We start from the raw sequence: 26,402 nt of genomic DNA, 5'->3' as shown, positions 1-26,402 counted from the left end.
TAAAATTCTGAACCTATTTTATAACCGATCTCAGAGATACCACGTTAGATGTCCTTGCTTGCTATTGGAATCAATCACAATACAGCGTCTGTTGACTTGCGAGAGAAAGTGGCGTTCGGACCCGATAAACTGGGCCCAGCACTTGAGCAACTCAGAGACCATGAAGCCGTTAATGGCAGTGTGATTGTTTCAACCTGTAACCGTACCGAAGTGTACTGCGACGTAAAGCAAGGAGCGCGAAATAAGCTTATCGACTGGTTAGCCCAGTTCCATCAAGTTAATCAAGAAGACTTGATGCCGAGCCTTTATGTCCATGAAGAGCAAGCGGCGATTAAGCACTTGATGCGTGTTTCTTGCGGCCTTGATTCACTGGTACTTGGTGAGCCTCAGATTTTGGGTCAGGTAAAACAAGCGTTTTCCGATTCCCGAGATCATCAGGCGGTGGATACGTCGATTGATAAGTTGTTCCAAAAAACTTTTTCTGTCGCAAAACGTGTTCGAACTGAAACTGATATTGGTGGTAATGCGGTGTCAGTGGCTTACGCTGCTTGTACACTGGCAAAACACATCTTCGAATCACTTTCTGATTCTACGGTGTTGTTGGTGGGTGCGGGAGAAACCATCGAACTGGTGGCGAAGCACTTAGCCTCCAATGGCTGCAAGAAAATGATTGTGGCTAACCGAACCAAAGAGCGTGCATTGTTATTGGCAGAGCAATTTGGTGCTGAGGTGATCAGCCTGAATGAAATTCCTGACCATCTACCAAGAGCGGATATCGTAATTAGCTCAACAGCGAGTCCGTTACCTATCATCGGTAAAGGCATGGTGGAAACGGCATTGAAAAAACGTCGTCACCAGCCAATCTTGCTTGTAGATATCGCCGTGCCACGAGATGTGGAGGCGCAAGTCGGTGAATTGAGCGATGCTTACTTGTATTCGGTGGATGACTTACAGTCGATCATCGATAACAACATTGAGCAACGTAAAGTCGAAGCGATTCAAGCGGAAGCGATTGTTAGCGAAGAAAGTGCAGCATTCATGACGTGGATGCGCTCGCTGCAAGCGGTCGACAGTATTCGTGATTATCGTAAATCGGCGAACGAAATTCGTGAAGAATTATTGAGTAAGAGCCTACAATCATTGGCAACGGGCGCAGATCCTGAAAAGGTCCTGCGTGAGCTTAGTAATAAACTCACCAACAAACTGATTCACGCTCCTACTCGTGCATTGCAAAGTGCGGCCGAGCAGGGCGAACCAGCAAAATTAACGGTTATCCGCCAGACCCTTGGTTTGGATGATCTGTAACTCACGCTTTTTATTAAGAAAACGACACTATGAAAGCCTCTATTCTGACTAAGCTAGAAACGCTAGTAGAACGTTACGAAGAAGTACAACATCTTCTTGGTGATCCTGATGTAATTGGTGATCAGGACAAATTCCGTGCTCTATCAAAAGAGTACTCGCAGCTAGAAGAAGTAACTCAGTGCTTCCAAGCGTATCAGCAGGCAAAAGAAGATCTAGAAGCCGCTGAAGAGATGGCGAACGAAGACGACGAAGAAATGCGTGAAATGGCGCAAGAAGAGATCAAAGAAGCAAAAGAGGCGATTGAGCGTCTTACCGACGAGCTTCAAATCTTATTGCTACCAAAAGATCCAAACGACGAGCGTAACTGTTTCTTAGAAATCCGTGCGGGCGCAGGTGGTGACGAAGCGGGTATCTTCGCAGGTAACTTGTTCCGCATGTATTCTAAGTTCGCTGAGAAGAAAGGATGGCGCGTTGAAGTGATGAGCAGCAATGACTCAGAACAAGGCGGCTACAAAGAGATGATCGCGAAAGTGAGCGGCGATGGCGTTTACGGTGTGCTTAAGTTTGAATCAGGTGGTCACCGTGTACAACGTGTACCTGAGACTGAATCTCAAGGTCGTGTTCACACTTCAGCGTGTACCGTGGCAGTGATGCCTGAGATCCCAGAAGCGGACTTACCAGAAATCAAAGCAGCCGATCTGAAGATTGATACATTCCGTGCATCTGGTGCGGGTGGTCAGCACGTCAACACCACGGATTCTGCAATCCGTATTACCCACTTACCAACAGGTACAGTAGTAGAGTGTCAAGACGAGCGTTCACAGCATAAGAACAAAGCGAAAGCGATGGCAGTACTTGCTGCTCGTATCGTTCAAGCGGAAGAAGAGCGTCGTGCTGCAGAAGTCTCTGATACACGTCGTAACCTACTAGGTTCTGGTGACCGTAGTGACCGTATCCGTACTTACAACTACCCGCAAGGTCGTGTATCTGACCACCGCATTAACCTAACTATCTACCGTTTGAACGAAGTGATGGAAGGTGACCTGCAAAGCTTGATTGAACCAGTGGTTCAAGAGCACCAAGCAGACCAACTTGCGGCGCTAGCTGAGAACAACTAATCGATGAGCCAAGTTCAATCGATTGAGCAAGCACTGAAAAGTGCAACGGCAATTCTGACAGAAGGCGGCAAAGAGTCGCCTTCTCTCGATGCGGCTGTCCTCCTTTGTCACGTCCTAGGCAAACCAAGAAGCTACCTGCTCACATGGCCAGAAAGAGCATTAGAAGCGGAACAACAAGCTCAGTTTGAGATGTTGTTAGAAAGACGCATCGCAGGTGAACCAGTGGCTTACATCATTGGTGAACGTGAGTTCTGGTCTTTGCCGTTAAAAGTCTCCCCTTCTACCTTAATTCCAAGACCAGATACCGAACGTTTGGTTGAAGTCGCACTAGATAAAACCTTTGATCAGACCGGGCCGATTCTTGACCTTGGTACAGGCACAGGAGCGATTGCCTTAGCTTTAGCGTCTGAAATGCCAGCGCGTCAAGTGATGGGCGTGGATTTAAAACAAGAAGCAAAAGAGCTCGCAGAGTACAACGCGGCGCAACTAAACATTAAAAATGTGACGTTTGACCAAGGTAGCTGGTTTGAACCTATTGCCAGCGGAACAAAGTTTGCTTTAATTGTCTCCAATCCACCATATATCGACGAAAAAGACCCACACCTATCTCAAGGTGATGTGCGTTTTGAGCCAAAATCTGCGCTTGTTGCAGACGAGAATGGCTTAGCGGACATTCGATATATCTCCGATCTTGCTCGTCAATATTTGCAAGAGGGTGGATGGCTTGCTTTCGAGCATGGTTACGATCAAGGTGATGCAGTACGCGAAATCCTGACGAACTTTGGTTTCGAGCAAGTGATGACAGAAAAAGATTACGGCGGTAACGACCGAGTGACGCTTGGTTGCTTTAAGCCAAAATAATAACGAGCAAGTCAGCAGTAAACTTATAAAAGAGAAGAGAAATGTACGTAGCTCTAAAACACATTCACTTGGTGACGATCGCGCTGAGTGCAACACTATTGTCTATCCGATTTGCGTTGTTGATGATGAATTCTCCGAAACTCAACAATCGCTTTCTGAAAATTTTCCCGCATATTGTTGATACCGCGCTACTGCTATCTGGTATCGGTCTGATCATGGTGACCGGCTTTATTCCATTTACGGATGCCGCGCCTTGGTTAACCAACAAGATCACTTGTGTGTTGGCGTACATTGCTCTTGGTTTCTTTGCGATGAAGATGGCGAAGAACAAGTTGCTGAGAATCTTTGCTTTCTTCGGTGCTTTAGGCTGGTTGGTTATGGCCGCGAATATTGCCGTTTCTAAAAATCCAAACCTATTTGGGTAATCTTCATGCTTGAACTTTTTGACGAAGATTTTGACAACATCCCGTTGGTGGAAGGCGCCTTAGAGCTGAACCATTCCATTAACCCAGAAACCAATGTTCATTGGGCAAAACAAGAATTAGAGCGTCTGTACAAAGAAGCAGAAGCGACACTTGTTCATGAAACCGATGAAGAGCAACGCTTTGACTCATTCTTGCGCCTATTCTTCCATGAATGGGGTTTTAAAGGGGATGAGCAAGAGTATTTTATCTCTGACAACAGCTTTATTGATAAGGTGCTAGAGCGTAAGAAAGGCATTCCAGTTAGCCTTGGTGCTATTCTGCTTTATCTTGGCAATCGTCTTGGTTTCCCGATGAAAGGGGTGACATTCCCAACTCAGTTCTTGATTAAGCTGGATTGGATGCACAAAACACCAGATTACATTAATCCGTTTAACGGTGAATACGTTGGCGAGAAAATTCTTCAAGCATGGTTGATTGGTCAAGAAGGTCCACTTGCGACGCTTAAACCTGAACATTTTGAAGAAGCCGATAACCCGACTGTAATTGGCCGTTGGTTAGCTTTGATTAAAAGTGCGATGCTGCGTGAAGAGCGCTACACACTGGCACTGCGTTGTACCAATCTTGCGTTGACGTTTGTACCTGATGACCCGTATGAAATTCGTGACCGTGGCTTTATCTTCCAGCAGTTAGAGTGTCTTCAGGTTGCCGCTTCCGATTTTGAGTACTTTATTGACCAATGCCCAGACGATCCGGCATCAGAGCTACTAAAATCACAAGTTAATGCGATGAACGAAAAGCACGTCACGCTTCACTAATTTTATCAATAGGCCGAAAGGCATATTGAGGACAGACAAAAGAGAATCAAAATGGAACAGAAAATCGTTAATATTGGCGACATTCAGGTTGCTAACGACAAGCCATTCACACTGTTTGCTGGTATGAACGTTCTTGAGTCTCGTGATCTCGCTATGCAGATCTGTGAGCACTATGTAAAAGTAACCGACAAGCTTGGCATTCCTTACGTATTTAAGGCATCGTTCGACAAAGCAAACCGAAGCTCTGTCCATTCATACCGTGGCCCTGGTCTAGAAGAAGGTATGAAGATCTTCCAAGAACTGAAAGACACGTTTGGCGTAAAGATCATTACTGATGTTCATACTGAAGCACAAGCTCAACCAGTGGCAGACGTGGTTGACGTTATTCAGCTTCCTGCATTTCTAGCTCGTCAAACTGACCTTGTTGAAGCAATGGCGAAAACAGGCGCGGTTATCAACGTGAAGAAACCTCAGTTCATGAGTCCAGGCCAAGTGGGTAACATTGTTGAGAAGTTCGCAGAATGTGGTAACGAAAACATAATCCTATGCGAGCGTGGCTCTTGTATGGGCTACGACAACCTAGTTGTAGACATGCTTGGTTTTGGTGTCATGAAGAACGCATCAAAAGGCAGCCCAATCATTTTTGACGTAACGCACTCATTACAAATGCGTGATCCATCGGGCGCGGCATCTGGTGGTCGTCGCGAGCAGACGGTTGAACTGGCAAAAGCGGGCTTAGCAACAGGCATTGCGGGTCTGTTCATCGAAGCGCACCCGACTCCAGACCAAGCTCGCTGTGATGGACCATCTGCATTGCCTCTAGACAAACTAGAGCCGTTCCTAGCGCAAATGAAATCGCTAGACGATCTAATCAAGAGCTTTGCAGACATCGATATCAAATAATCGATCGTTGTGAATGTTTGAATGAAATGGTCAGCCCGCGTGCTGGCCATTTTTGTATCGACACATTGATTCTGCCTCACTATCCTTTTCTCGCTTCCTTACCCCACCTTGGTTATGTCTATAATCTGTTTAAATTTGCGGCTGTTCAGTTCGTATAAGTAAAGTGCGTCGCAGAAACATGAAATCAATATGTTAGTGTTTTACACTATCTCAAGTTTTTGCGTCTCAATAAGTAAGAGTTGAGTTAGTTCTTCTCATTGAGCGTGCAATGCAGTGGACCCCAGACGATAAAAAGGTAAAACAATGAAGCAACGCCTGATTGTAAAAACCGCTTTAAGCGCCGCTATTCTGGCTATTTTAGCCGGATGTGCAACGCAACCAGCACACGAATGGAATGAAGATACAACGTACAAATTGACCGTACTGCACACCAACGATCATCATGGTCGTTTCTGGCAGAATAAATACGGCGAGTACGGCATGGCTGCGCGTAAAACGCTGATTGATGAACTGCGCGCAGAGATTCAAGCGGAAGGGGGCAGTGTGCTACTCCTATCAGGTGGCGACATCAACACAGGTGTACCTGAGTCTGACTTGCAAGATGCAGAGCCTGACTTTAAAGGCATGAGCAAAATTGGTTACGATGCGATGGCGCTCGGTAACCACGAGTTCGACAACCCACTCGAAGTGCTATTCAAGCAGCAAGAGTGGGCAAACTTTCCGATGCTGTCTGCCAACATTTACGACAAAGAAACTGGTAAGCGCTTGTTCCAACCTTATGCCATGTTCAACAAGCAAGGTATCAAGATAGCTGTTATTGGCTTAACCACTGAAGACACGGCGAAGCTAGGTAACCCTGAATTTATTGGCGAGGTTGATTTCCGCGACCCGAAAGAAGAAGCGAAGAAGGTCATCGCTGAGTTGAAAGAAACAGAGCGGCCGGACCTTATTTTTGCAGTGACACACATGGGCCATTACGAAAATGGCAACCGTGGTGTGAATGCTCCCGGTGATGTGGCATTGGCTCGCTACCTAAATGAAGGTGACTTGGACATGATAGTGGGTGGTCACTCTCAAGAGCCTGTTTGTATGGAAGGTCCGAACGTCATCAAAAAGAACTTCATGCCAGGCGATGAATGTAAACCTGATGTACAAAATGGGACTTACATTGTGCAAGCGTATGAATGGGGTAAGTTTGTTGGCCGCGCGGATTACGAATTCCGTAATGGTGAGCTTTCTATGGTGAGCTACGATCTGATTCCAGTCAACTTGAAGAAGAAAATCAAAGTGAATGGCGAATCACAACGTGTGCTGATTCAAGATGAGATAAACCAAGATGAGACATTGCTTGAGTTTTTACGCCCTTATCAAGAGCAGGGTCAAGACAAGCTCAATGTGAAGATTGCTGAATCGAATGGGAAACTTGAAGGCGACCGTAACGTGGTTCGTTATCAGCAAACCAATCTTGGCCGTTTAATCGCAACCGCGCACATGGAGCGAGCGAAAGCAGACTTTGCTGTCATGAACTCAGGTGGCGTGCGTGACTCCATTGAAGCCGGTGATATTACCTACAAAGACGTACTAACGGTACAACCGTTTGGCAACATGGTTTCTTACGTCGATATGTCGGGTAAAGAAGTCTTAGATTACTTAAATGTAGTCGCAACTAAGCCCGTAGATTCAGGTGCTTATGCTCAGTTTGCGGGCATTTCTATGACTGTGGAAAATGGCAAGGTTTCGAACGTATTCATTGGTGAAAAGCAGTTACGCCTCGATGGCCAATACCGCTTTACCGTACCGAGCTACAATGCGTCAGGCGGTGATGGGTACCCGAAAGTAAATACGCATTCAGGCTACGTCAATACAGGGTTTACAGATGCAGAAGTGTTGAAAGAGTTCTTACAAACGCACAGTCCGATTGACGTAAATGAGTATGCCCCTTCTGGTGATATTGTTTACAAGTAAAAAGCGATTGACTCAAACTCGCGGATACCATTAACTTAAAACGCTGCTACCGATAACGGAGCAGCGTTTTTTGTTTTATGAGGAGAATCTTGATGACTCCGGCCATTAATCTTGCGAAAAAGAAAAAAGTATCACACACCATTCACCAGTACGAGCACCACCCACGAGCGGACAGCTATGGATTAGAAGCGGCAGAAGTATTGGGACAAGATCCAAAGAAAGTCTTTAAAACGCTGCTGTTCTGTTTGAACTGCGAGCCTAAAAACCTAGCCGTTGCCATTATTCCTGTCGACCAAAAGCTGAATCTTAAATTGGCAGCGAAAGCGGCGAAGGGCAAAAAGGCCGATATGGCTGATCCGGAAATTGCACAAAAGACCACAGGATATGTTGTTGGTGGGATTAGCCCACTTGGACAAAAAAAAGCGCTGCCTACCTTTCTACATGAAAGTGCAACAGATCAAGACACCATCTGCGTGAGTGCGGGTAAGCGTGGTTTAGAAATCGAGTTAGCCCCGAAAGATTTGCTGAGTTTAACTCGTGGTCAATTTGCACCGCTGTGCTTGTAAGTTTAAGACAAACAAAAAGGACGCTCATGAGCGTCCTTTTTTGATCTTACCATTCAGTGAAGCGTTATTTCTTCAGGCTCAATGTGCCACCAGAACGTTTTGCAGGTTTGCTTGGCTTAGCGGCATTTGGGTTCATGTAATGCTGCTTAGGTTTACTCGGTGATTGAGGCTTTTCAGTTTTACCATATTCACCTTGAGGCTTAGTGCGTTCATTTTGTGGCTTTGCGTTGTAATGCTCTTTTGTTGGGCGTGCTTTTTCATCATCACGTTGACGACGCTGTTGGCCTTTTTTCGAATTCGGTGCATGACGAAATTCATCAGCATTGTTACCACGGAAAGTTCGTGTCTTCTGGTTACGACGAGCAGTAGAGTCTTGGTTTTCTTCACGGCTATCAAACAGCTTTGCGTCGGTCGCTTTACGAATATTACGCCCTCTAGAGTCTGTTTTTGATGCTTCTTCCGTACCCACTGAGCCTTCACACATTGCTAGGATCTCTGCCATTTCGTCGTCACTTAGGTAACGCCACTTACCATTAGGAATACCATCAAGTGAGATGTTCATAATGCGTACGCGACGCAGTTTGAAAACTTCGTAGCCTAGCGCTTCACACATACGACGGATTTGACGGTTCAAACCTTGTGTTAACACGATACGGAAAGAGAATTTGGTCTCTTTCTCTACTTTACAAGGCAGAGTCACCGTATCAAGGATCTTCACACCGCTCGACATCTGCTTAAGGAATTCGCCGGTGATAGGTTTGTCGACACGCACCACGTATTCTTTTTCGTGGTTGTTGCCTGCACGCAAAATCTTGTTCACGATGTCGCCATCGTTTGTTAGGAAGATCAAACCATCTGAAGGCTTGTCCAGACGACCAATTGGGAAAATACGCTTTTTATGACCGATGAAATCAACGATGTTACCAGGGATATCACGCTCAGTGGTGCAAGTGATACCGGTTGGCTTGTTCAAGGCAATGTAAATTGGCTTTTCTTTTGCCGCAACGGGGTTGCCATCGACGCAAACATCATCACCAGGTAGCACTTTTGTGCCCATCTCTGGTTGTTGACCATTAATGGTGACGCGGCCTTGCTCGATAAGGCGGTCTGCTTCACGGCGCGAGCAGAAGCCCGTTTCGCTGATGTATTTGTTTAAGCGTTTTGTGTTGTCTTGTGACATGTCGTCTCCTAACGTTTCACAACGGCGGTTAATTGAAGTGCCTTACTGCTAGATAAAGCAGCAAGACGAGATAAGGTCGGGCATTCTAGCACCGGGAGAGCGCTTAGCCTAACCGTTTTTGATGACGTTCTCGCGTCTCAAGCTTCTTCTCGGGGCTCTTTCTTAATAGAACGTACACAGCACCGCTGCCACCGTGAAATCGTTGCGCACTGTGTACACACTGCACTTCGCGGATTTGCTGCAACCAACTGCTGACATAACTTTTCATTAAGGCTGGTGGATTAGAACGTTCACCACGGCCATGCACTATTACCACGGTACGAATGTCCATTTGAATGCATTGCTTAAGGAATTTTACGACTTCGTCACGCGCTTCTTTCAACGTCTTACGGTGTAAATCAAGACGAGCTTGTATCGAGTACTTGCCCAAACGTAGCTTACGATAGACACCGTCTTGTACGCCATCACGTTTGAACTCGATAAAGTCATCTGGTTTCAGCATTTCTGCATGGTCAATCGACAAGTATTCAGGATCGTCTTCAGTTAACCAAATTGCTGCCTCGCGTTTAGCAAGGTGTGCATCGGTAACTTGGTGAACCTTTTTGTGTTCGGCGGTGTCATTGCTGATTGGCTTTACATCGCCCATCATCTGTTGGAACAGATCAAAATCGTCATCGTGAGACATAACGGCAATCTCATAAAGAACAGGATAAGTAGAGACAATTATATCAAGGACGTGTGTGAAAAGATCAAATAAAAAACCGGAGCAGGCAGGTTACCAACTCCGGTGCAAAGCGTTTCTAGAGCTAAGCGAGATCTAGTGAGGAGATTTGTCGTTCATGATCTTGTAAATGAAGAAACCGCTGAAAAACAACATCAGTCCAATTGTCCCAAAGATTACTATCATTGACGATAGTCCCACCGCATTACCAAATAGGAGTTCAAGCCAAAAGTCCATGTGTTTCCTCCAAGATAGTTCCGACATGGACCAAACTAATAGGTGGTGCTTTTTTACACACTGATCTGGATCAATTATGTTGCCAAGGTTAATAGTCTGTATTTTATTGTGGGTTCTTAGTCACATTTCACGTGCTAGTGTTCAGTAATTCATCAAACGAATTAAGACATTAGGTTTTTTCGCAAAAAGCACTTGCGTCTCTCAAAAGAATCCGTAATATACGCATCCGTTGACGGGGATAAGTCCTCAGTTAAACATCTCGGTGAATAGCGCAGCTTGGTAGCGCATCTGGTTTGGGACCAGAGGGTCGGGGGTTCGAATCCCTCTTCACCGACCATATTAGAGAAAGCCGTAGCAGAAATGCTACGGCTTTTTTGCATTTGAGGCTGGTAAAGCTTTAATGCTGCGTGAAGCAAGAGGGCGGGAGGCTGGAATGCCAGTCCTCTGGAAGCCCAGCCGCGTCGAATCCCTACTTCACCGACCATTTTCAGAAAGCCTGCTCAATGAGCAGGCTTTCGTCGTTTCAGCGGTCGCAAATTTGGCTTTGATAGTAGCGAACTAAATGGGGTTCGCCTGAAGTTAGAATATGGCTCTTCACCGACTTATTTTAGAAAAGCCGCAACAGAAATGTTGCGGCTTTTTACGTTTACGGTTTTTTTGAGTCGGGAGCGCTTCGCTTTAGGAATTGAGAGGTGTTCGCTAGAGGGCTAATGAAGTGCACTCGGCTTTGAAAGTTGTTGATGGAACTTGTTCCTAGAAAGACAAAACAAAGTCGCTTCCCATTTCCGCTATTTCACATCACAACTAATATCTTTAATTGGTGTTTCGGATGTGGTGAAACAGACATAAACCGTTTGTGGATTGTTTGGTCCTACCTTGATGTAGCCAGCTTGAAGTTCATCTTCATCAAACGTCACAGAGTGTGATTTCCCTGTTTTGCCATCGAAGTATTCGGCTTCAAAATTCTGATTGATTAGATGTGCGACGCGATTGCGAGTATGGGCAGTAGAAAAAGTAATGTTCGCACAGCGCATCATAGGTTTTTGGGTAATTAAGAACTGACCACTTTCTTTATCGAATACACCACCTTTAGTTTCTGGGGCGATATCGACGGGCTGGAATTCTTCAATCGTGCAAGATGGCTTGGCATTCGCTAACGAAGGTAAAAGTAGTGCGCTGGCTAGACATAATAATGAGGCTTTGAACGTCATAAGGCTCTTATCAAATTTGAGATTGTGTACAGGTTGAGTCGATAGTATCGGATAGATTGCTGGATTTGTCAGCGAAGCGTAAGTGTAGACTCAACAGCGTGGGTGCGGTGTAAGAGGATGTAAGTGCCCCGTCAATCAGGGCACTGATGTTCGTAGTGTAAATATTGTGCCCGTTTAGATGTCACAATCTGCTTTGCTAGTATTGCCCAGAGCTTCGATGTTAAAGCCGCGTTTTCTGAGTAAATCGATCAAGTTATCTTTACCAACTAAGTGCAAGCTACCGACCACAATGGTGTATTGACCTGCTTTCTTTGGCAGTACACTGCCTGAATCTAGCTTTTCAGCCCAATCATGGTTGCGCTCATACAGGAAAGCCTCATTAAATGCATCGGTAGACTCTGCGCTTTTAGACGCATCTTCTAAAGAGTTACCATCTCCAGTCTTCCAACTGTCGATCAAGCACTGTACCAAAGCCTCACCACCGTCATATTCTTCGATAGAAGAGAGCAGTAATTCTTTCCCGCCATCTTCTTGTCCAGCAATTAAGTCCAACTGAAATTGTACCGTTTCGAGTGGGATCACTGGCACATTTTGCTTATCAGCAAGCGTCATTAAGTGCATGTCGACACCTTGGTCTGAGGCATAGCCTAACTTATTCACTAGCAAGAGCTGAATCGTCAATGCTGCCGACCAAGGTGGTGCATTGAGTAGTTGTTCTTCCGGTAATCCAAGATCTTTTGCGATGTCAGCCAAGTGCTGACGTTGTTGTTTATCGAGGATGTCTTTCGCAAGTAGTTTTGTTTTTGGAAATGCAGCCCCTTCGGTATTTCTGATATCCGCTTCGATGATCAAACCGTCACTGTTGTTGAGGAATTGAGTCACGGCTTTCGGTAAAGGGTACATGCTTTTGTCGCCCACATGGACAGAACCAATAATCATGTATTCGGTGTCTCCTTTTTTTACCAACCAGTGTTGTGGCTCTGCTTGTGCGGAGTAGGAGGTGAAAAAAACAATCAAAGATGACATGACAGACAAGAGTCGAAACATATTTTGCTCCTCGAATTCAATATGCACCTTATCTATAACATGGTTCGGCAAAATCGTCATTTCTAAAAATATTGACGAGTTTTGACGGCATGGAAATGAGATCTAATTCACGAAAGCACTTCAATTGAGTTTGTTGTTAATGGATTACTAAATAACCAATAGTGATCAAAATCCTATAAAACCCGTCTAAACCCATCGATATTCGTGATTGAGATCGCAACAAACTCGTCAAAAAAAGTTGTTCGTTTTTGACGTTTTAATTAAGTAATTGAAATGTAAGTGTTTATATTTTCTTAAGCAATGCTGAATTTGACCTGGATCACTTCTTAGTTTCATTAATTTTACGCTTAGAAATAACTGCTTGTATGTTGAATGCAACTGTTAAGCGCCTCGCATTTAGGTGCTCACCATTTTTGATAAATGTCGTTTTGAACCACTGACTTTTTGGGGAAAGTAAGATGTTGAAACATAGTCTGATTGCTGCTTCTGTTATTGTTACATTGGCAGGTTGCTCTTCACTACAGAATTCTGAGCAACAAGTTGTAAACTCATTGGCTGACAACCTTGATATTCAATATGAAGTGTTGACTAACCACGGCGCTAACGAAGGTCTTGCATGTCAGGATATGGGCGCAGAGTGGGCGTCTTGTAACAAAGTCAACATGACACTGGTTAACCAAGGCGAAGCGGTTGACTCTCAAGATTGGGCTATCTACTTCCACAGCATCCGTCTGATTCTGGATGTCGACAACGAACAATTCAAAATCTCTCGTGTAACGGGCGACCTACACAAACTAGAACCAACAGACAAATTTGATGGCTTTGCGGCAGGTGAAGAAGTGGTTCTTCCTCTTGTTGCTGAATACTGGCAGTTATTTGAAACTGACTTCATGCCGGGTGCATTTGTTGCAGCGCCAAACGCAGAGCCTAAGATGATCGCGTCGCTTAATACAGAAGACGTTAATTCTTTCGTTACTGGCCTTGAAGGCAACAACCTAAAACGTACGCCTGATGACAACAACATCATGGCAAGTGCGGTATCTCGTTTTGAAAAGAACGAAGATCTAGCAAAACAAGATGTATCAACTACGTTGCTACCAACTCCAATGCATGTGAAAGCAGGCAAAGGCACAGTAGACATCGCAGGGGGTATTGCGCTGCCGAAAGACGCATTTGATGCGGCTCAATACGCAGCAATTCAAGATCGTGCAGAAGTGGTAGGTGTGGATGTTCGTGGTGATGTTCCTGTTAGCATCACGCTAGTTCCTGCAAACTTCACCGGTGAATTAGCAAAATCTGGTGCTTACGATATGAGCATCAACGGCAACGGTATTGTTATTAAAGCGTTCGACCAAGCTGGCGCGTTTTACGCAGTACAATCTATCTTTGGCCTGATAGATAGCCAAAATGCTGATTCTCTACCACAACTGTCTATTCAAGATGCACCTCGCTTTGATTACCGTGGTGTGATGGTGGATGTGGCTCGTAACTTCCACTCTAAAGACGCAATTCTTGCAACGCTAGACCAAATGGCAGCGTACAAGATGAACAAACTACACCTTCACTTAACGGATGATGAAGGCTGGCGTTTAGAAATCCCGGGTCTGCCTGAGCTGACAGAAGTGGGTGCTAACCGTTGTTTCGATTTGGAAGAGAAAAGCTGTTTACTGCCTCAGCTTGGCTCAGGTGCAACGACAGACAACTTTGGTTCTGGCTTCTTCAGCAAAGCAGACTACGTGGACATCTTGAAGTACGCGAAAGCGCGTAACATCGAAGTGATTCCTGAAATCGATATGCCTGCGCACGCTCGTGCAGCTGTGGTATCAATGGAAGCTCGTTACGACCGCCTAATGGAAGAAGGTAAAGAAGCAGAAGCAAACGAGTACCGCCTGATGGATCCTCAAGATACATCGAACGTAACCACGGTTCAGTTCTACAACAAGCAAAGCTTCATCAACCCATGTATGGAATCTTCAACTCGCTTTGTTGATAAAGTGATTTCAGAAGTAGCGGCAATGCACCAAGAAGCGGGCGCACCGTTATCAACATGGCACTTTGGTGGTGACGAAGCGAAGAACATCAAGCTAGGCGCTGGTTTCCAAGATGTGAACGCTGAAGACAAAGTAAGCTGGAAGGGTACGATTGACCTGTCTAAACAAGACAAGCCATTTGCACAATCTCCACAATGTCAGACGCTAATTGCAGACGGTACGGTAAGCGACTTTGCTCATCTACCAAGCCACTTTGCAGAAGAAGTGTCTAAGATTGTGGCTGAGAAGGGCATCCCTAACTTCCAAGCTTGGCAAGATGGTCTTAAGTACAGTGAAGGCGAGAAAGCGTTTGCAACAGAAAATACTCGCGTAAACTTCTGGGACGTTCTTTACTGGGGGGGCACATCATCAGTGTACGAGTGGTCTAAGAAAGGTTACGACGTGATCGTTTCTAACCCAGACTACGTTTACATGGACATGCCATACGAAGTTGACCCGAAAGAGCGTGGTTACTACTGGGCTACACGTGCAACAGATACTCGTAAGATGTTTGGCTTTGCACCAGAGAACATGCCTCAAAACGCAGAAACGTCTGTAGATCGCGATGGTAATGGCTTTACTGGTAAAGGTGAAATCGAAGCGAAACCTTTCTACGGTCTATCAGCACAGCTTTGGTCTGAGACAGTACGTAACGACGAGCAATACGAGTACATGGTATTCCCTCGCGTACTAGCAGCCGCTGAGCGTGCATGGCACCGTGCTGATTGGGAAAACGACTACAAAGTGGGTGTTGAATACTCGCAAAACTCTAACCTAGTAGACAAAGCTGCGCTAAACCAAGACTACAACCGCTTTGCGAACGTACTTGGCCAACGTGAACTGGCTAAGCTAGAGAAATCTGGTATCGACTACCGCCTACCTGTACCAGGTGCGAAAGTAGAGGATGGCAAGCTAGCAATGAACGTTCAGTTCCCTGGTGTGAAGCTTCAATACTCTCTAGACGGCAAGAACTGGCTAACTTACGCAGACAATGCTCGTCCAAATGTGAAAGGTGAAGTGTTTATCCGCTCTGTATCTGCTACGGGTGAGAAAACAAGCCGCGTGACTAGCGTGAAGTAATTCTGCTAATCATTCACTAAAATCATTGTTCCTTACTCAAAGCCCTCAACCTATGTTGAGGGCTTTATTTATTTTTCTACGGAAAATAAGCGTGATCAATGTCTAATTATTTTTTACTGATAATTAAGTTCGTAATTTAGAAAGAAAATAAGAGTGTGATCTCGATGCTTATTTTGTGCCGAATTTGAGAGCCTAATTAGCTTCAGGTCACACTTTATTTTTTTGACGAATTTTTATATTTTATATCAAGTGACTGTATTTAATAAACTTTATTGGGTTTCGAAAATGTTGATTTGAATTGGATCACTGTTTTAAACGATTTATTTTTCAATGCGAATTAAATTGCGCAGTATTGCTGTCGCCAGGGAGGCACATCCCAATGTTTGCGATGAAGGGCAGTGATAGCCGGACATCTCATCGCATAACGTGAACAAATAAAGGCAGTAATTATGAAAAACGTTTTAGCACTAAGTGCACTTTCTCTTGTTTTCGCTTCAAGCGCTTTCGCAGACTCATCTTACGTAACGGGTAATATTCAATTTCACGATGATGGTCGAATTCACGGTTCGGACATGACATCAACGCTAGAAGCTGGCCACACTTTCGATAACCAATTCGGCGGCTTCACGGTTTACACTGAGTTTGATGGCATCCAACTTGGTAAGTTAGAAACTGAAAACGGCGGCGCAGGTAACACAACACCGGCTATCACTGTGGGTGGTGAGCAAGCATTTAACATCACTGATCACCTATGGGTTGCAGCAGGTTACCAGCATCTATTCTCTGCTGGGGAGAGCATTCAATACCGCCCGCTAGTTAAAATCGGCTACAACTTTGATAACGGTATCTCTCTAAGCAACCGTACTCGTGCACACATCGATGCAACAGACGCAGATGCGAAAACAGATTACCGCATGGATAACCGCATTGGTTACGCGATGAACGAAGACGTGACCTTCAGCTACAACAACGTTTACATGATTGATGCTGAAACCATGGACCACGAGTTACGTGCAACATGGACTCGTAAGGGCGTTCAACCTTACTTTGAGTTCCGTAGCCAAGCACACGGTGCAGAGAATGCATCAGGTGATAGCCTAGTAAACAACGCATTTGTATTCGGCGCATCTTACGGCTTCTAATTAAAAAGTTTGTCTAATACCCAAGTAACCTCGAGATGCTAGGTTCAGCGAGAATGACTTGGTTTGAAGGCAAGGCAACAATTTGAAGATCTAGTGGTTCTAAATCAAAAATTGTTAACAAAGCATGCAAGGCAAGACAACTCGCCCTCTGGGAGCGTGTCATTGACTCAATTGCTGTGTCAAACAACTTGGAAAGAGCTTGCTATTCCGCTTCGTTGTCTTCCTTGCACTCGAATCAATGACAACGCTCTGAACTCTGCATCTTGAAGTCACTTGGGTATATTTGTCCATTAAGAAAAAGCCCAGCGGTTTGTCTCGCTGGGCTTTATTTTTATTGCTCGTTACCTTTGTGGTAACGGTATTCGTATACTTGGCCTTTCTCGTTGTAGGCGTAAACAGCGTAGCTGTCTTTCTTATCGCCGTATTCCATGCCTGGTGAGCCCATTGGCATACCCGGTACAGTCAGGCCTTTTGCATTTCTAGGCGGGTTTTCTAAGAAGGCTTTAATGTCGGCGGCAGGAATATGACCTTCAAATACGTAGCCATCGATCTCCGCGGTGTGGCAAGAATAAAGCTGTTCGTTCTCGATGCCTAAATCGCGTTTGATCGCATTCATGTCATCATGCAGCTTTTCTTCCACAGTAAAGCCATTCTCTTCCATGTGTTTTGTCCATTCGCCACAGCAGCCACAGTATGGCGATTTGTGGTTGATGACATCAGCGGCTAAAACGTTCGCCGATGTGACAGCAAGCATTGTAAAGGTCAATAGTTTCAACTTCATAATATCCTCGAGAAGAAGTGTCGCTTACTTAATGGTAAACAGTCGTAGTCGATTTGCATTACTGACGACCGTGATTGAAGACAGTGCCATCGCTGCGCCAGCAACGACAGGACTGAGCAAAAATCCAAACGCTGGGTAAAGCACGCCTGCGGCGATAGGGATACCCAACGAGTTATAAACAAAGGCGCCGAACAAGTTTTGTTTCATGTTCTTAAGTGTCGCGCGCGAGAGTTCAATCGCATGCACAACGGCCATTGGTGATGTATTGAGAATGGTCATTTGTGAGCTTTCGATTGCCACGTCACTGCCACTTCCCATTGCGACACCAAGATCCGCCAACGCAAGGGCTGGTGCGTCATTGATGCCATCACCGATCATCGCCACTGTGCGGCCTTGAGATTGCAACAGTTCAATATGCTGCGCTTTCTCGTCGGGCATCACTTGAGCGATGACTTCATCAATGCCGAGCTCTTTACCGATGGCATTGGCAACGTGTTGGTTGTCGCCTGTGAGCATAACTGTTTTTATGCCCTGCGATTTTAATGCAGACACCGCTTGTTTGGCATCAGATTTAATTGGGTCAGCGATGGCAATTAAACCAATCAGTTCGTTGTTCAGAGCCACAGCCACTGGTGTCCATGCGTTGTTTGCACAATCTTGAATCGCTTGCTTCATTGAGCTGGTATCAATCAGCTCGGTTTGCATAAATTGCAATGAGCCAATGAGTAGCGGTTGTGCTTGGTAAGTCGCAGTAATGCCACGGCCACGAATGTTCTCGAATGCGCTCAACTCAATATTTTCAGTATTGTTCTTTCTCGCGTAATCACACACGGCTTTTGCCAACGGGTGCTCCGATTGACGTTCTGCCGCGTATGCCAGAGCTAGCAAGTGCTCTTGGCTGGTGGCGTGAGTAAGCACTTGCTGCACACTCGGTTTACCTTGAGTCAGCGTGCCGGTTTTATCGAATACGACGGTGTCGATTTTACTTGCCAACTGCAGTGCGTCAGCGTCTTTGATCAGAATGCCGAGCTCTGCGGCTTTACCTACACCAACCGTAACCGACAATGGCGTTGCTAAGCCCAGCGCACAAGGGCAGGCGATAATCAGTACGGTGGTCGTTACTACAAGCATGTAGCTGGCTTTAGGTTCTGGACCTACGGCAAACCAAACCAAAGCGGCAAGGATTGCGATGCCGACCACGACCGGTACAAATACCGATGAAATCTGGTCCGCTAATTTGGCAATGGCAGGCTTGCTGCTTTGCGCTGTGCGTACCATGCGAATGATTCGAGCCAGCATGGTGTTCGCGCCGATGCCCGTTGCTTCAATGATTAATCCACCATCTGTGTTCAGTGTACCGGCAGACACTTGTGCATCTTGCGCTTTTAACACTGGTACTGGTTCACCGGTTAGCATCGACTCATCAATGTACGATTCACCTTGTATCACAACGCCATCTACTGGCACTTTCTCGCCCGGTTTGATGCGCAGTTTCATGCCTAGCGTGATTTGCTCAACTGCGATCTGTTGATCACCTTGTTCTGTCATCACCGTCGCTTGTTGAGGTTGCAGGTTAATCAGAGCTTGCAATGAGCGTGTTGTGTTTGCTTTGGCTTTTGCCTCTATGTAGTGACCAAGAGAAATTAAGCCGATGATCATTGCGCTCGCTTCAAAGTACACATGGCGTGAAGCAAGAGGGAACCAGTCTGGGAAAATCACCACAAGCATTGAATAGAACCACGCCGCACCAGTACCTAGCGCGACTAACGTATCCATGGTGGCGCGTTTGTGAGTGGCTGCTAACCATGCGTTAGTAAAGAAGTGCTTACCCGCAGTTGCAAGCAGTAAGAGACACAGAATACCAATCGCGCCCCAAGCCAACTGGTCGTTCGTGTTGCGAATCACCATGTTGCCGCCAAATACCCCCCACAACATCAGTGGCGCACCGACAACTAAGCCAGCTATTGCATCAAGCTTGAAGCGTTTTTGTTGGGCAAGTTGCTGAGCTGCTTGCTTTTCTTGTTGGGTTGCTGCCTCTTGCAAGATCTCTGCTTGGTAACCGGCTTGCTTTACGGATTCAACGATCGCTTGGTGAAGGGCTTCTGTATCTTGAGTGGCGAACACTAATGCACTTTGCTCAGCAAGGTTTACTTGTGCTTTCTCAATGCCTTCTACGTTAGTAAGTGCTTTCTCTACTGAAGAGACGCAACTCGCACACGTCATGCCTTGAATCAGCATTTGCAATTGAATACTCGCTGCTGGCACCTGCGCATCTTTAATATTGCTTTGCTTGTCTGCTTGTTCAGTCTCTGGTGAACTTTCTTCTTCTACTTCAATAGAATCAGGGCTGGCGGTGTAGCCGAGAGTCGCCACAAGATCGATCACTTTCTGCTCTGATAGTAGGGTCGAGATATCGAGTTGGGTTGTCGACGCTTGAAATGCAATGATGTCTTGGTTTGCTTCTAACAAAGAAGAGAGTTTCTTCACGCAGCCGCCGCAGCTCAATCCAGCTAGATGGAACTGAAATTGATGACCAGCGTGATAACCCAAGGATTCGATCGATTCAACAATAGAAGAAAGAGGGGACTCGGTTTTCACCTCAACCATGGTCGGGGACAAATTGATGATCTCAACACTGTGATTAGCATGTAAAGCTTTCTCAACTTTTCTAGCACAGCCCATGCAGTTAAGCCCTGACATCGGTACAACGAACTGATACATAATTTGTCCTCAAGAATAGTAATGTTCAGAGGATAAACCTTCCTGCAAGGGGAAGGTCAAGCATTTCGACGTGAAACAATTTCGTCAAATTCCCCCTACTTGCACCGTCAATGTACTGATATTGTTGCGAGTTATCTCAAAGTTTTTTCTCTCTGAATATAAAGTTCCGTTAAAACGCCTAAAAGTGAGGTGAGGTTGCTCACGAATTTCGAGCTTTTTATATAAAAAGCAAGTGACTCTGGATGCTTTTGACGTTTTTATATTTTTATTTGTCATTTTAAGTCGTTGTTATTAATTGGTTTATATTGTTTTTGATCTTCTCATTTTGAAGTTGCTCAGATTGCCGTGGGGAAAGTTTTTTACTGCGAAAAAAGTTTGTCATATTTGCTCCGTCCAAACACAGATTCAAGTTCCTGCAATGTCCTAGTTAGCGAATTTGAAAATGGAAAAAACTAAAAATATAGGGGTTAAAAATGTCTTACCTAAAGAAAAGCCTACTTGCTACTGCAATCACAGGCATGATGTTCAGTGGTTCAGCTTTTGCTGATGGTGCAAACAGTGATGCAGCGAAAGAGTACCTAACTAAAGACTCTTTCTCATATGAAGTGTACGGTATTATCGCGATGCAGGCCGCGTACCGCGATTACGATTCTGGTAGCAAAGCAACTGACGATGACTTGGGCGGCATGCAGCTAAACAACGAATCACGTATCGGCTTCCGTGGTAAAAAGCAATTCGCTAACTTTGAACCAACGTTCATTTGGCAAATCGAAGGTGGCTACGTAGACCCAAGCTTTGGTGGTGAAGGCGCAGGTCTTGGTGAGCGTGACACATTCGTAGGTTTTGAAAGCGCTTCTTGGGGTCAAGTTCGTCTAGGTCGCGTTCTTACGCCAATGTACGAGTTGGTTGACTGGCCAGCATCTAACCCAGGTCTAGGTGATGTTTACGACTGGGGTGGTGCAATCGGTGGTGCTAAGTACCAAGACCGTCAATCAAACACTATCCGTTGGGATTCTCCAATGTACGCTGACAAGTTCTCTATCGACGCAGCAGTGGGTGCTGGTGATAAAGCGGGTCTAGGTGAAGGTGACGATTACTGGGGCGGCATCGCGGCTCACTACAAGTTAGGTCCACTACAATTGGATGCTGCTTACGAAGGTAACCGTAACATCGAAGGTGAAAGTCAAACTTGGGAAAACAACACGTACCTACTAGGTGTTCAAGGTTGGTTTGACAACGGTATCTCTTTCTTCGCTCAATACAAATACATGGAAGCTGATGCAAGCAACGGTGTAAGCGAGAAGCAAGATGCAATGTCTGCAGGTCTAATGTACACAACAGGTGATTGGCAGTACAAACTGGGTTACGCAGCAAACTTCGACCTAGAACGTGACGGTAAGACAATCGATAACACAGCGGATGATGTACTATCAGCACAGATCATGTACTTCGTAGACCCATCTGCAGTACTTTACGCTCGTGCACGTACGCTAGACTTCGGTGACGGTGCGTCTCAAGTAGACGATGACACTAAAGCACGTTGGAAGTCAGCTGACTACGACGAGTTCTCTGTAGGTGTTGAATACTACTTCTAATATAGAAGCAGCTAAAAGGGCGGAAACGCCCTTTTTGTATTGATACTTATTCACATAAGTCATTGGAATTACTGGCCTGTTGATTTCAGTGACTTATCTAAATTGGTATAAGACGAGAAAACCATGATGAAAAAAACAACCACACTATTAGGACTTTGCGCACTTATTTCTGCGCCTGCATTTGCTGCTCAACTGACTCTGCAAGCGGAATTGGTTCCTCGCGTTCTCAACAGTGAGTTCGTCTACCCTGAGTGGATCTCTGACAACAACAGCATCAAAGTAGAAGACGGTGCAAACCAACTGGCCGTGAACGTGGGCCAAATTGTTTTTGAAGATGGTAAGCGTCGTAAGTTTGATTCACAGCCTCTTTTACTTGAGTTCGATGCACCGAAAGATGCAGAGCTAACGCTGACATACAATAAGTTCCGCACTATTGAAGAAGCCAAAGCATTTGAAATGGATCCGAAACTGACGCTGAAAGACGTAAGCGGTAAAGATGTTGAGTTTTCAATGGTTCAACTTCGCAAAGGCGGCCTACAAGGGTTCCGCGACTATGAACGTGAAGTGGCTGATTACAACAAAGCAATGAACAAGCAATCGACGAAAGCAAGCATCGCGGCGTCTCCGGCTGTCACTAAGACATTGAAAGAGTCCTTCAGTGATCTAAGCCGTCAAGAGCAACAAGAATTCATGCAGTGGGCGATGCAGAATCTAAAATAATCGGCATTCGTAACTTTCTTTTGCGATAGCTCTTCTGTTGTTCCAAGCGTTTTGTCGCTATAAATAAGAGGGCAGTACCTTAATCGGTGCTGCCCTGTTTGTATTTCTGGCGTTAAACCACACGGAAGGATTGTAGAATCGACCTACGATGGTAAAATGTCGCCACTTTTATCCTTGATATTACAACGAGAGCCCTCTCGTTGCTCATTACCCCTAAGGAACTCTGATGACGGTTAAAACTCGTTTTGCTCCTAGCCCAACTGGCTACCTACACGTTGGTGGTGCGCGTACTGCACTTTACTCTTGGCTATATGCTAAAAACCAAGGTGGTGAATTCGTTCTACGTATCGAAGATACTGACCTTGAGCGTAACTCTCAGGAAGCGGTTGATGCGATCCTAGAAGGCATGGAATGGCTAGGTCTTGAGTGGAACGAAGGTCCTTACTTCCAAACTCAACGTTTTGATCGTTACAACGAGATGGTTGATAAGCTTCTAGAAGAAGACAAAGCATACAAATGTTACGCATCTAAAGAGCTGCTAGATGAAGTTCGCGCAGAGCAAGAAGCAAACAAAGAAATGCCTCGTTACGATGCTAACCATCCAAAAATCAAAGCGGCAAACGAAGCGGCAAAAGATGGCGATCCATGTGTTATCCGTTTCCGTAACCCGAAAGAAGGCAGCGTAGTATTTGATGATCAAATCCGTGGCCGTATCGAAATCAGCAACACACAAATGGATGATCTGATCATCCGTCGTACTGACGGTTCGCCAACGTACAACTTCTGTGTAGTGGTTGACGACTGGGATATGGGCATCACTCACGTAGTGCGCGGTGAAGACCACATCAACAACACGCCTCGTCAGATCAACATCTACGAAGCGCTAGGTGCGCCAGTACCAACATTCGCACACTGTGCAATGATCCTAGGTGATGACGGTGCGAAACTGTCTAAGCGTCACGGCGCTGTATCGGTAATGCAATACCGCGATATGGGTTACCTACCTGCAGCACTAAACAACTACCTAGTGCGTCTTGGTTGGTCTCATGGTGATCAAGAGATCTTCACTCAAGAAGAGATGATCAACCTATTTAGCCTAAACGCAGTATCTAAGTCAGCGTCTGCATTCAACACTGACAAACTGCAATGGTTGAACAACCACTACATCAAGAACTCAGATCCAGCGTACGTTGCACAGCACCTACAATGGCACCTAGATCAACAAAAACTAGACGTAACAAACGGCCCAGCTATCACTGAAGTGATCAAGCTAGTGGGTGAGCGTTGCAACACGCTAGTTGAGCTAGCTGAGCAAATCCGTTACTTCTACGAAGACTTCGCTGAGTTTGAAGCGGGCGCGGCGAAGAAACACCTACGCGGCGTGGCTAAAGAGCCTCTAGAGCTTGCTCTAGCGAAAGCAGAAGCACTGACTGAGTGGACGACAGCGAACATCAAAGATGGCGTTATCGCAGCAGTATGTGAAGAGCTAGAAATCGGCATGGGCAAAATCGGTATGCCACTACGCGTTGCAGTCACAGGTGGCGGTCAGTCTCCTTCTGTAGACGCAGTAATGGAACTGATTGGCAAAGAACGCTGCGTTGCTCGCATCAAGATGGCGCTTGAGTTCATCGCTGAGCGTGAAGCAAACGCATAATTGCTTGAATAATTAGTCGAAAAGCCGCGGTAAATACCGCGGCTTTTTTGTATCTGCCACCAGGGAAACAGCAAATTTCCTGAAATACCGCCTGAATTACTGAACTTTTTCTCATCAGATTGCTCAAAAGTTGATAAGTTTTACTAATCCAAATATAGCTGTTGTGAATGCTAATTGAGTAGTTTCATGCGAAATATCTCTCTGAAATAAAAACACTATCCTCAAAGTTCCTTAAATATCGTCTCATTTATGAGAAGTTAATTTGCTTTACCTCTACTATTTTGAAATTTCACGCAAACGTTTGCGTCATTGCTGTGGCTCACTTTATGGTGCGCCAGATCACACTAAATCATGCTTTTCGATGACACTAAATTGACAGTTTTGGGATTTGTCTCGGGATTTCTTAGGGTTATAGTGCTCGCCGTCAGTGAGGCACGCTTATGCATCATTGAGCAGGAGACATACCCAAGTGACTTTTATGCAAATGAGCGGAAGTTATTTCGGTATCAAACTCAAAGGAACTGAATAAAAGAATTGAAATACAACGTCAGTCAGGCGGCGCATTTCGTTAACGAACAAGAGAACTTCTTTTAGAGGAATCAATAATGAAAAAACTAGCAGCGGTAATTTCAGCTTCTTTACTTATGGCTTCAGCAGCGCACGCAGAAGTATACGTGGGCGGTAAGATGGGTAAGTCTTGGATGGACGACGCTTGTGTAGCTGGTCAAGCTTGTGACAAAGATGGCTCTACTCTAGGTGCTTTTGTTGGTTACGAAATGAATGACTACTTCTCAGTAGAAGCTGGCTTCGACAACCTAGGTGACTTCGACCAAACTTCTTTCGGTGGCCACGTAGAAGCAATTACACTTGCTCCTAAGTTCAGCCTACCAATCACAGAAGACATCGCACTTTACGGTAAAGTGGGTGGTGCTTACCTAATGATGAACGATGGTAAAGACGATTACTCTTACCTAGGTGCAGCTGGTGTTGAATTCAACGTCAGCGAAAACGTAACAGCACGTGCGGAATACCAAACAATCACTGACATCAACAACGATTCTGTGAAAGCAATGGGTAACTCTGCAACGCTAGGTGTTGCATTCAAGTTTGGCGGTAACGACGAAGTTGTTGTTGAAGAAGAGCCAATCGTTGAAGAAGTGGTTGTTGAAGAAGTTGCTCCAGTTGTAGTAACTAAGACTTTTGAAACTCAAACTATCGGTACAGGTAGCTTTGCACTAAACAGCACAACTCTAAAACCAGAGAGCGCTGCAAAACTAGACGAGCTAGTAGCATTCCTAAACGAGTACCCACAAGCGAACGTTGACGTAATTGGTTACACAGACACTTCAGGCCCAGCAGCTTACAACCAAAAAGTTTCTGAGAAACGTGCTGAATCTGTAGCAAACGCGCTAGTAGAAAAAGGTATCGATGCTTCACGTATCCACGCTCGTGGTGAAGGTGAAAACAACCCAATCGCTTCAAACGAGACTCGTGAAGGTCGTGAACAAAACCGTCGCGTAGAAGTTGTTGTTCCTGAGTTTGAATACCAAGTTCAGCAATAAGCTCCTATCTGACCGTTAGAAGCATAAACGCTGAATGCCCCAAAGAGTTCGCTCTTTGGGGCTTTTTTATATCTATCGCGCTCATCTTAGATGTATTACAAAAGAATCAACGTCTATGCTATTTACAGTTTTGTATTTTATTACTTTAATTATGTATGAGTTTTGCTTACCCTTTGGCTATTAATAGAATTATTAGTTAGCACTATGTCTAAGAGCAATTTAATAACAAACACTGGACACCGCTTTATCTCAAAAGGCAAAACAGCCTTTAAGATCCACATCCACACACCGGAAGATACGGTATTGCACCGCTCCGTGGGTTTCGTTCGCATTGGAGAAAAGAAAGGCCTTAAGAAGGCCATCAAACTGCGTAACGAGCTCGGGCGTGAAATGTGGGGCAAGTTTTGGCGTCGTCTATTGAAAGACCCGTACCTGATGACAAGGCTGCCACACAGCGTTGAGCCTAAGATTGTCCATAAACCTAACCCAACGTTGGAAGATCCGAACAATCGAGACACTTGTTACATTGCCAAGTGGCGTGAGTTCGATGAGGAAGGGCAGTACAAGTACAAAACGGTGGTTCGATCCATCAACAAGTACGGAAAACTTGCCGCCTACATGCAGACGAAAAAAGCGTTGTTGGATGCACACAAAGATAACCTTGAGATCTTAACCTTCATGGGGCGCCTTAACAGCATTGATCTCAAGTAAGCGGTTTTTCACTGGTGTCGTCGACATCGTTCGAAATTATTTCCCTATACTA

22 protein-coding genes and 1 tRNA gene are annotated in these 26,402 nt (G+C 45.4%); 16 read left to right on the top strand and 7 right to left on the bottom strand.

Annotated features, from left to right (window positions below):
• The first annotated feature begins 48 nt into the window (after positions 1-48).
• The 8 genes from hemA to ybaK all read left to right on the top strand — a co-directional run bounded on the left by hemA (position 49) and on the right by ybaK (position 7,958).
• Positions 49-1,305, top strand: coding sequence for a glutamyl-tRNA reductase (gene hemA / locus C1S73_RS06830; RefSeq protein WP_038872799.1), 1,257 nt, complete (start codon positions 49-51; stop codon positions 1,303-1,305).
• 29 nt (positions 1,306-1,334) lie between these two features.
• Complete coding sequence (gene prfA, locus C1S73_RS06825; RefSeq protein ID WP_038872803.1) at positions 1,335-2,423, top strand: peptide chain release factor 1; 1,089 nt, start codon at positions 1,335-1,337, stop codon at positions 2,421-2,423.
• Positions 2,424-2,426: 3 nt separating this feature from the next.
• Positions 2,427-3,284, top strand: coding sequence for a peptide chain release factor N(5)-glutamine methyltransferase (gene prmC, locus C1S73_RS06820; RefSeq protein ID WP_038872804.1), 858 nt, complete (start codon positions 2,427-2,429; stop codon positions 3,282-3,284).
• A 41-nt stretch (positions 3,285-3,325) separates the two neighbouring features.
• On the top strand, positions 3,326-3,709 hold the full coding sequence (locus tag C1S73_RS06815) for a SirB2 family protein (protein ID WP_038872806.1): 384 nt from the start codon (positions 3,326-3,328) through the stop codon (positions 3,707-3,709).
• A 5-nt stretch (positions 3,710-3,714) separates the two neighbouring features.
• A complete protein-coding gene (locus C1S73_RS06810; RefSeq protein ID WP_038872810.1) occupies positions 3,715-4,524 on the top strand; it encodes a SirB1 family protein in 810 nt (269 codons plus the stop codon).
• A 51-nt stretch (positions 4,525-4,575) separates the two neighbouring features.
• Positions 4,576-5,427, top strand: coding sequence for a 3-deoxy-8-phosphooctulonate synthase (gene kdsA / locus C1S73_RS06805; RefSeq protein ID WP_038872813.1), 852 nt, complete (start codon positions 4,576-4,578; stop codon positions 5,425-5,427).
• 303 nt (positions 5,428-5,730) lie between these two features.
• On the top strand, positions 5,731-7,392 hold the full coding sequence (gene ushA, locus C1S73_RS06800; protein WP_038872816.1) for a bifunctional UDP-sugar hydrolase/5'-nucleotidase UshA: 1,662 nt from the start codon (positions 5,731-5,733) through the stop codon (positions 7,390-7,392).
• Between the two features lie 92 nt (positions 7,393-7,484).
• A complete protein-coding gene (gene ybaK / locus C1S73_RS06795; RefSeq protein WP_038872819.1) occupies positions 7,485-7,958 on the top strand; it encodes a Cys-tRNA(Pro) deacylase in 474 nt (157 codons plus the stop codon).
• Between the two features lie 64 nt (positions 7,959-8,022).
• On the opposite strand, the gene rluF is transcribed toward ybaK, so the two are convergent.
• The 3 genes from rluF to C1S73_RS06780 all read right to left on the bottom strand — a co-directional run bounded on the left by rluF (position 8,023) and on the right by C1S73_RS06780 (position 10,096).
• A complete protein-coding gene (gene rluF, locus C1S73_RS06790) occupies positions 8,023-9,138 on the bottom strand; it encodes a 23S rRNA pseudouridine(2604) synthase RluF (protein ID WP_038872822.1) in 1,116 nt (371 codons plus the stop codon).
• Positions 9,139-9,241: 103 nt separating this feature from the next.
• Complete coding sequence (smrA, locus tag C1S73_RS06785; protein ID WP_038872825.1) at positions 9,242-9,823, bottom strand: DNA endonuclease SmrA; 582 nt, start codon at positions 9,821-9,823, stop codon at positions 9,242-9,244.
• A 132-nt stretch (positions 9,824-9,955) separates the two neighbouring features.
• Positions 9,956-10,096, bottom strand: a complete 141-nt coding sequence (locus C1S73_RS06780) for a DUF3149 domain-containing protein (protein WP_020198127.1) — start codon at positions 10,094-10,096, stop codon at positions 9,956-9,958.
• Between the two features lie 260 nt (positions 10,097-10,356).
• On the opposite strand from C1S73_RS06780, the gene C1S73_RS06775 reads away from it, so the two are divergent.
• Positions 10,357-10,433: transfer RNA gene (locus C1S73_RS06775), tRNA-Pro, on the top strand.
• A 451-nt stretch (positions 10,434-10,884) separates the two neighbouring features.
• On the opposite strand, the gene C1S73_RS06770 is transcribed toward C1S73_RS06775, so the two are convergent.
• Positions 10,885-11,307 (bottom strand): hypothetical protein, encoded by a 423-nt coding sequence (locus tag C1S73_RS06770; RefSeq protein ID WP_038872828.1) that lies wholly within the window; start codon positions 11,305-11,307, stop codon positions 10,885-10,887.
• Positions 11,308-11,481: 174 nt separating this feature from the next.
• The gene (locus tag C1S73_RS06765; protein WP_038872831.1) at positions 11,482-12,354 is read right to left on the bottom strand and encodes a TraB/GumN family protein; all 873 of its coding nucleotides are present in this window, start codon (positions 12,352-12,354) and stop codon (positions 11,482-11,484) included.
• 458 nt (positions 12,355-12,812) lie between these two features.
• On the opposite strand from C1S73_RS06765, the gene C1S73_RS06760 reads away from it, so the two are divergent.
• Together C1S73_RS06760 and C1S73_RS06755 are read left to right on the top strand one after the other, a co-directional pair.
• Positions 12,813-15,464 (top strand): beta-N-acetylhexosaminidase, encoded by a 2,652-nt coding sequence (locus tag C1S73_RS06760; RefSeq protein WP_038872833.1) that lies wholly within the window; start codon positions 12,813-12,815, stop codon positions 15,462-15,464.
• Between the two features lie 449 nt (positions 15,465-15,913).
• Entirely contained in the window at positions 15,914-16,606 is a 693-nt protein-coding gene (locus tag C1S73_RS06755) for an oligogalacturonate-specific porin KdgM family protein (protein ID WP_038872835.1), read from the top strand.
• 331 nt (positions 16,607-16,937) lie between these two features.
• Here the strand turns inward: C1S73_RS06755 and C1S73_RS06750 are convergent, their stop codons facing one another.
• Positions 16,938-17,387, bottom strand: a complete 450-nt coding sequence (locus C1S73_RS06750; protein WP_038872838.1) for a DUF411 domain-containing protein — start codon at positions 17,385-17,387, stop codon at positions 16,938-16,940.
• Positions 17,388-17,411: 24 nt separating this feature from the next.
• Entirely contained in the window at positions 17,412-20,108 is a 2,697-nt protein-coding gene (locus tag C1S73_RS06745) for a heavy metal translocating P-type ATPase (RefSeq protein WP_038872841.1), read from the bottom strand.
• A 473-nt stretch (positions 20,109-20,581) separates the two neighbouring features.
• On the opposite strand from C1S73_RS06745, the gene chiP reads away from it, so the two are divergent.
• The 5 genes from chiP to C1S73_RS06715 all read left to right on the top strand — a co-directional run bounded on the left by chiP (position 20,582) and on the right by C1S73_RS06715 (position 26,350).
• Positions 20,582-21,703: a chitoporin gene (gene chiP, locus C1S73_RS06735; protein WP_038872845.1), complete on the top strand. Its 1,122-nt coding sequence runs from the start codon at positions 20,582-20,584 to the stop codon at positions 21,701-21,703.
• Between the two features lie 123 nt (positions 21,704-21,826).
• Positions 21,827-22,423, top strand: coding sequence for a YccT family protein (locus tag C1S73_RS06730; protein ID WP_038872848.1), 597 nt, complete (start codon positions 21,827-21,829; stop codon positions 22,421-22,423).
• A gap of 226 nt (positions 22,424-22,649) precedes the next feature.
• Positions 22,650-24,077 (top strand): glutamate--tRNA ligase, encoded by a 1,428-nt coding sequence (gene gltX, locus C1S73_RS06725; protein ID WP_005438627.1) that lies wholly within the window; start codon positions 22,650-22,652, stop codon positions 24,075-24,077.
• Between the two features lie 605 nt (positions 24,078-24,682).
• Entirely contained in the window at positions 24,683-25,639 is a 957-nt protein-coding gene (locus C1S73_RS06720) for an OmpA family protein (protein ID WP_038872851.1), read from the top strand.
• A gap of 204 nt (positions 25,640-25,843) precedes the next feature.
• A complete protein-coding gene (locus C1S73_RS06715) occupies positions 25,844-26,350 on the top strand; it encodes a hypothetical protein (RefSeq protein ID WP_038872853.1) in 507 nt (168 codons plus the stop codon).
• Positions 26,351-26,402: the final 52 nt, after the last annotated feature.

This window comes from Vibrio jasicida 090810c (assembly GCF_002887615.1).
Taxonomy (GTDB): domain Bacteria; phylum Pseudomonadota; class Gammaproteobacteria; order Enterobacterales; family Vibrionaceae; genus Vibrio; species Vibrio jasicida.
The sequence above is the reverse complement of the archived record's forward strand: the minus strand, read 5'-3'. Positions and strand labels throughout refer to the sequence as shown.

Bases quoted from the DNA above. Each gene is read 5' to 3' on its own strand.
- C1S73_RS06755 (WP_038872835.1), top strand. From the start codon at position 15,914: ATGAAAAACGTTTTAGCACTAAGTGCACTTTCTCTTGTTTTCGCTTCA.
- ushA (WP_038872816.1), top strand. From the start codon at position 5,731: ATGAAGCAACGCCTGATTGTAAAAACCGCTTTAAGCGCCGCTATTCTG.
- C1S73_RS06750 (WP_038872838.1), bottom strand. From the start codon at position 17,387: ATGAAGTTGAAACTATTGACCTTTACAATGCTTGCTGTCACATCGGCG.
- ybaK (WP_038872819.1), top strand. From the start codon at position 7,485: ATGACTCCGGCCATTAATCTTGCGAAAAAGAAAAAAGTATCACACACC.
- prmC (WP_038872804.1), top strand. From the start codon at position 2,427: ATGAGCCAAGTTCAATCGATTGAGCAAGCACTGAAAAGTGCAACGGCA.
- hemA (WP_038872799.1), top strand. From the start codon at position 49: ATGTCCTTGCTTGCTATTGGAATCAATCACAATACAGCGTCTGTTGAC.
- C1S73_RS06770 (WP_038872828.1), bottom strand. From the start codon at position 11,307: ATGACGTTCAAAGCCTCATTATTATGTCTAGCCAGCGCACTACTTTTA.
- C1S73_RS06720 (WP_038872851.1), top strand. From the start codon at position 24,683: ATGAAAAAACTAGCAGCGGTAATTTCAGCTTCTTTACTTATGGCTTCA.
- C1S73_RS06780 (WP_020198127.1), bottom strand. From the start codon at position 10,096: ATGGACTTTTGGCTTGAACTCCTATTTGGTAATGCGGTGGGACTATCG.
- C1S73_RS06730 (WP_038872848.1), top strand. From the start codon at position 21,827: ATGATGAAAAAAACAACCACACTATTAGGACTTTGCGCACTTATTTCT.
- C1S73_RS06715 (WP_038872853.1), top strand. From the start codon at position 25,844: ATGTCTAAGAGCAATTTAATAACAAACACTGGACACCGCTTTATCTCA.
- chiP (WP_038872845.1), top strand. From the start codon at position 20,582: ATGTCTTACCTAAAGAAAAGCCTACTTGCTACTGCAATCACAGGCATG.
- C1S73_RS06810 (WP_038872810.1), top strand. From the start codon at position 3,715: ATGCTTGAACTTTTTGACGAAGATTTTGACAACATCCCGTTGGTGGAA.
- gltX (WP_005438627.1), top strand. From the start codon at position 22,650: ATGACGGTTAAAACTCGTTTTGCTCCTAGCCCAACTGGCTACCTACAC.
- kdsA (WP_038872813.1), top strand. From the start codon at position 4,576: ATGGAACAGAAAATCGTTAATATTGGCGACATTCAGGTTGCTAACGAC.
- C1S73_RS06745 (WP_038872841.1), bottom strand. From the start codon at position 20,108: ATGTATCAGTTCGTTGTACCGATGTCAGGGCTTAACTGCATGGGCTGT.
- C1S73_RS06765 (WP_038872831.1), bottom strand. From the start codon at position 12,354: ATGTTTCGACTCTTGTCTGTCATGTCATCTTTGATTGTTTTTTTCACC.
- rluF (WP_038872822.1), bottom strand. From the start codon at position 9,138: ATGTCACAAGACAACACAAAACGCTTAAACAAATACATCAGCGAAACG.
- C1S73_RS06815 (WP_038872806.1), top strand. From the start codon at position 3,326: ATGTACGTAGCTCTAAAACACATTCACTTGGTGACGATCGCGCTGAGT.
- smrA (WP_038872825.1), bottom strand. From the start codon at position 9,823: ATGTCTCACGATGACGATTTTGATCTGTTCCAACAGATGATGGGCGAT.
- C1S73_RS06760 (WP_038872833.1), top strand. From the start codon at position 12,813: ATGTTGAAACATAGTCTGATTGCTGCTTCTGTTATTGTTACATTGGCA.
- prfA (WP_038872803.1), top strand. From the start codon at position 1,335: ATGAAAGCCTCTATTCTGACTAAGCTAGAAACGCTAGTAGAACGTTAC.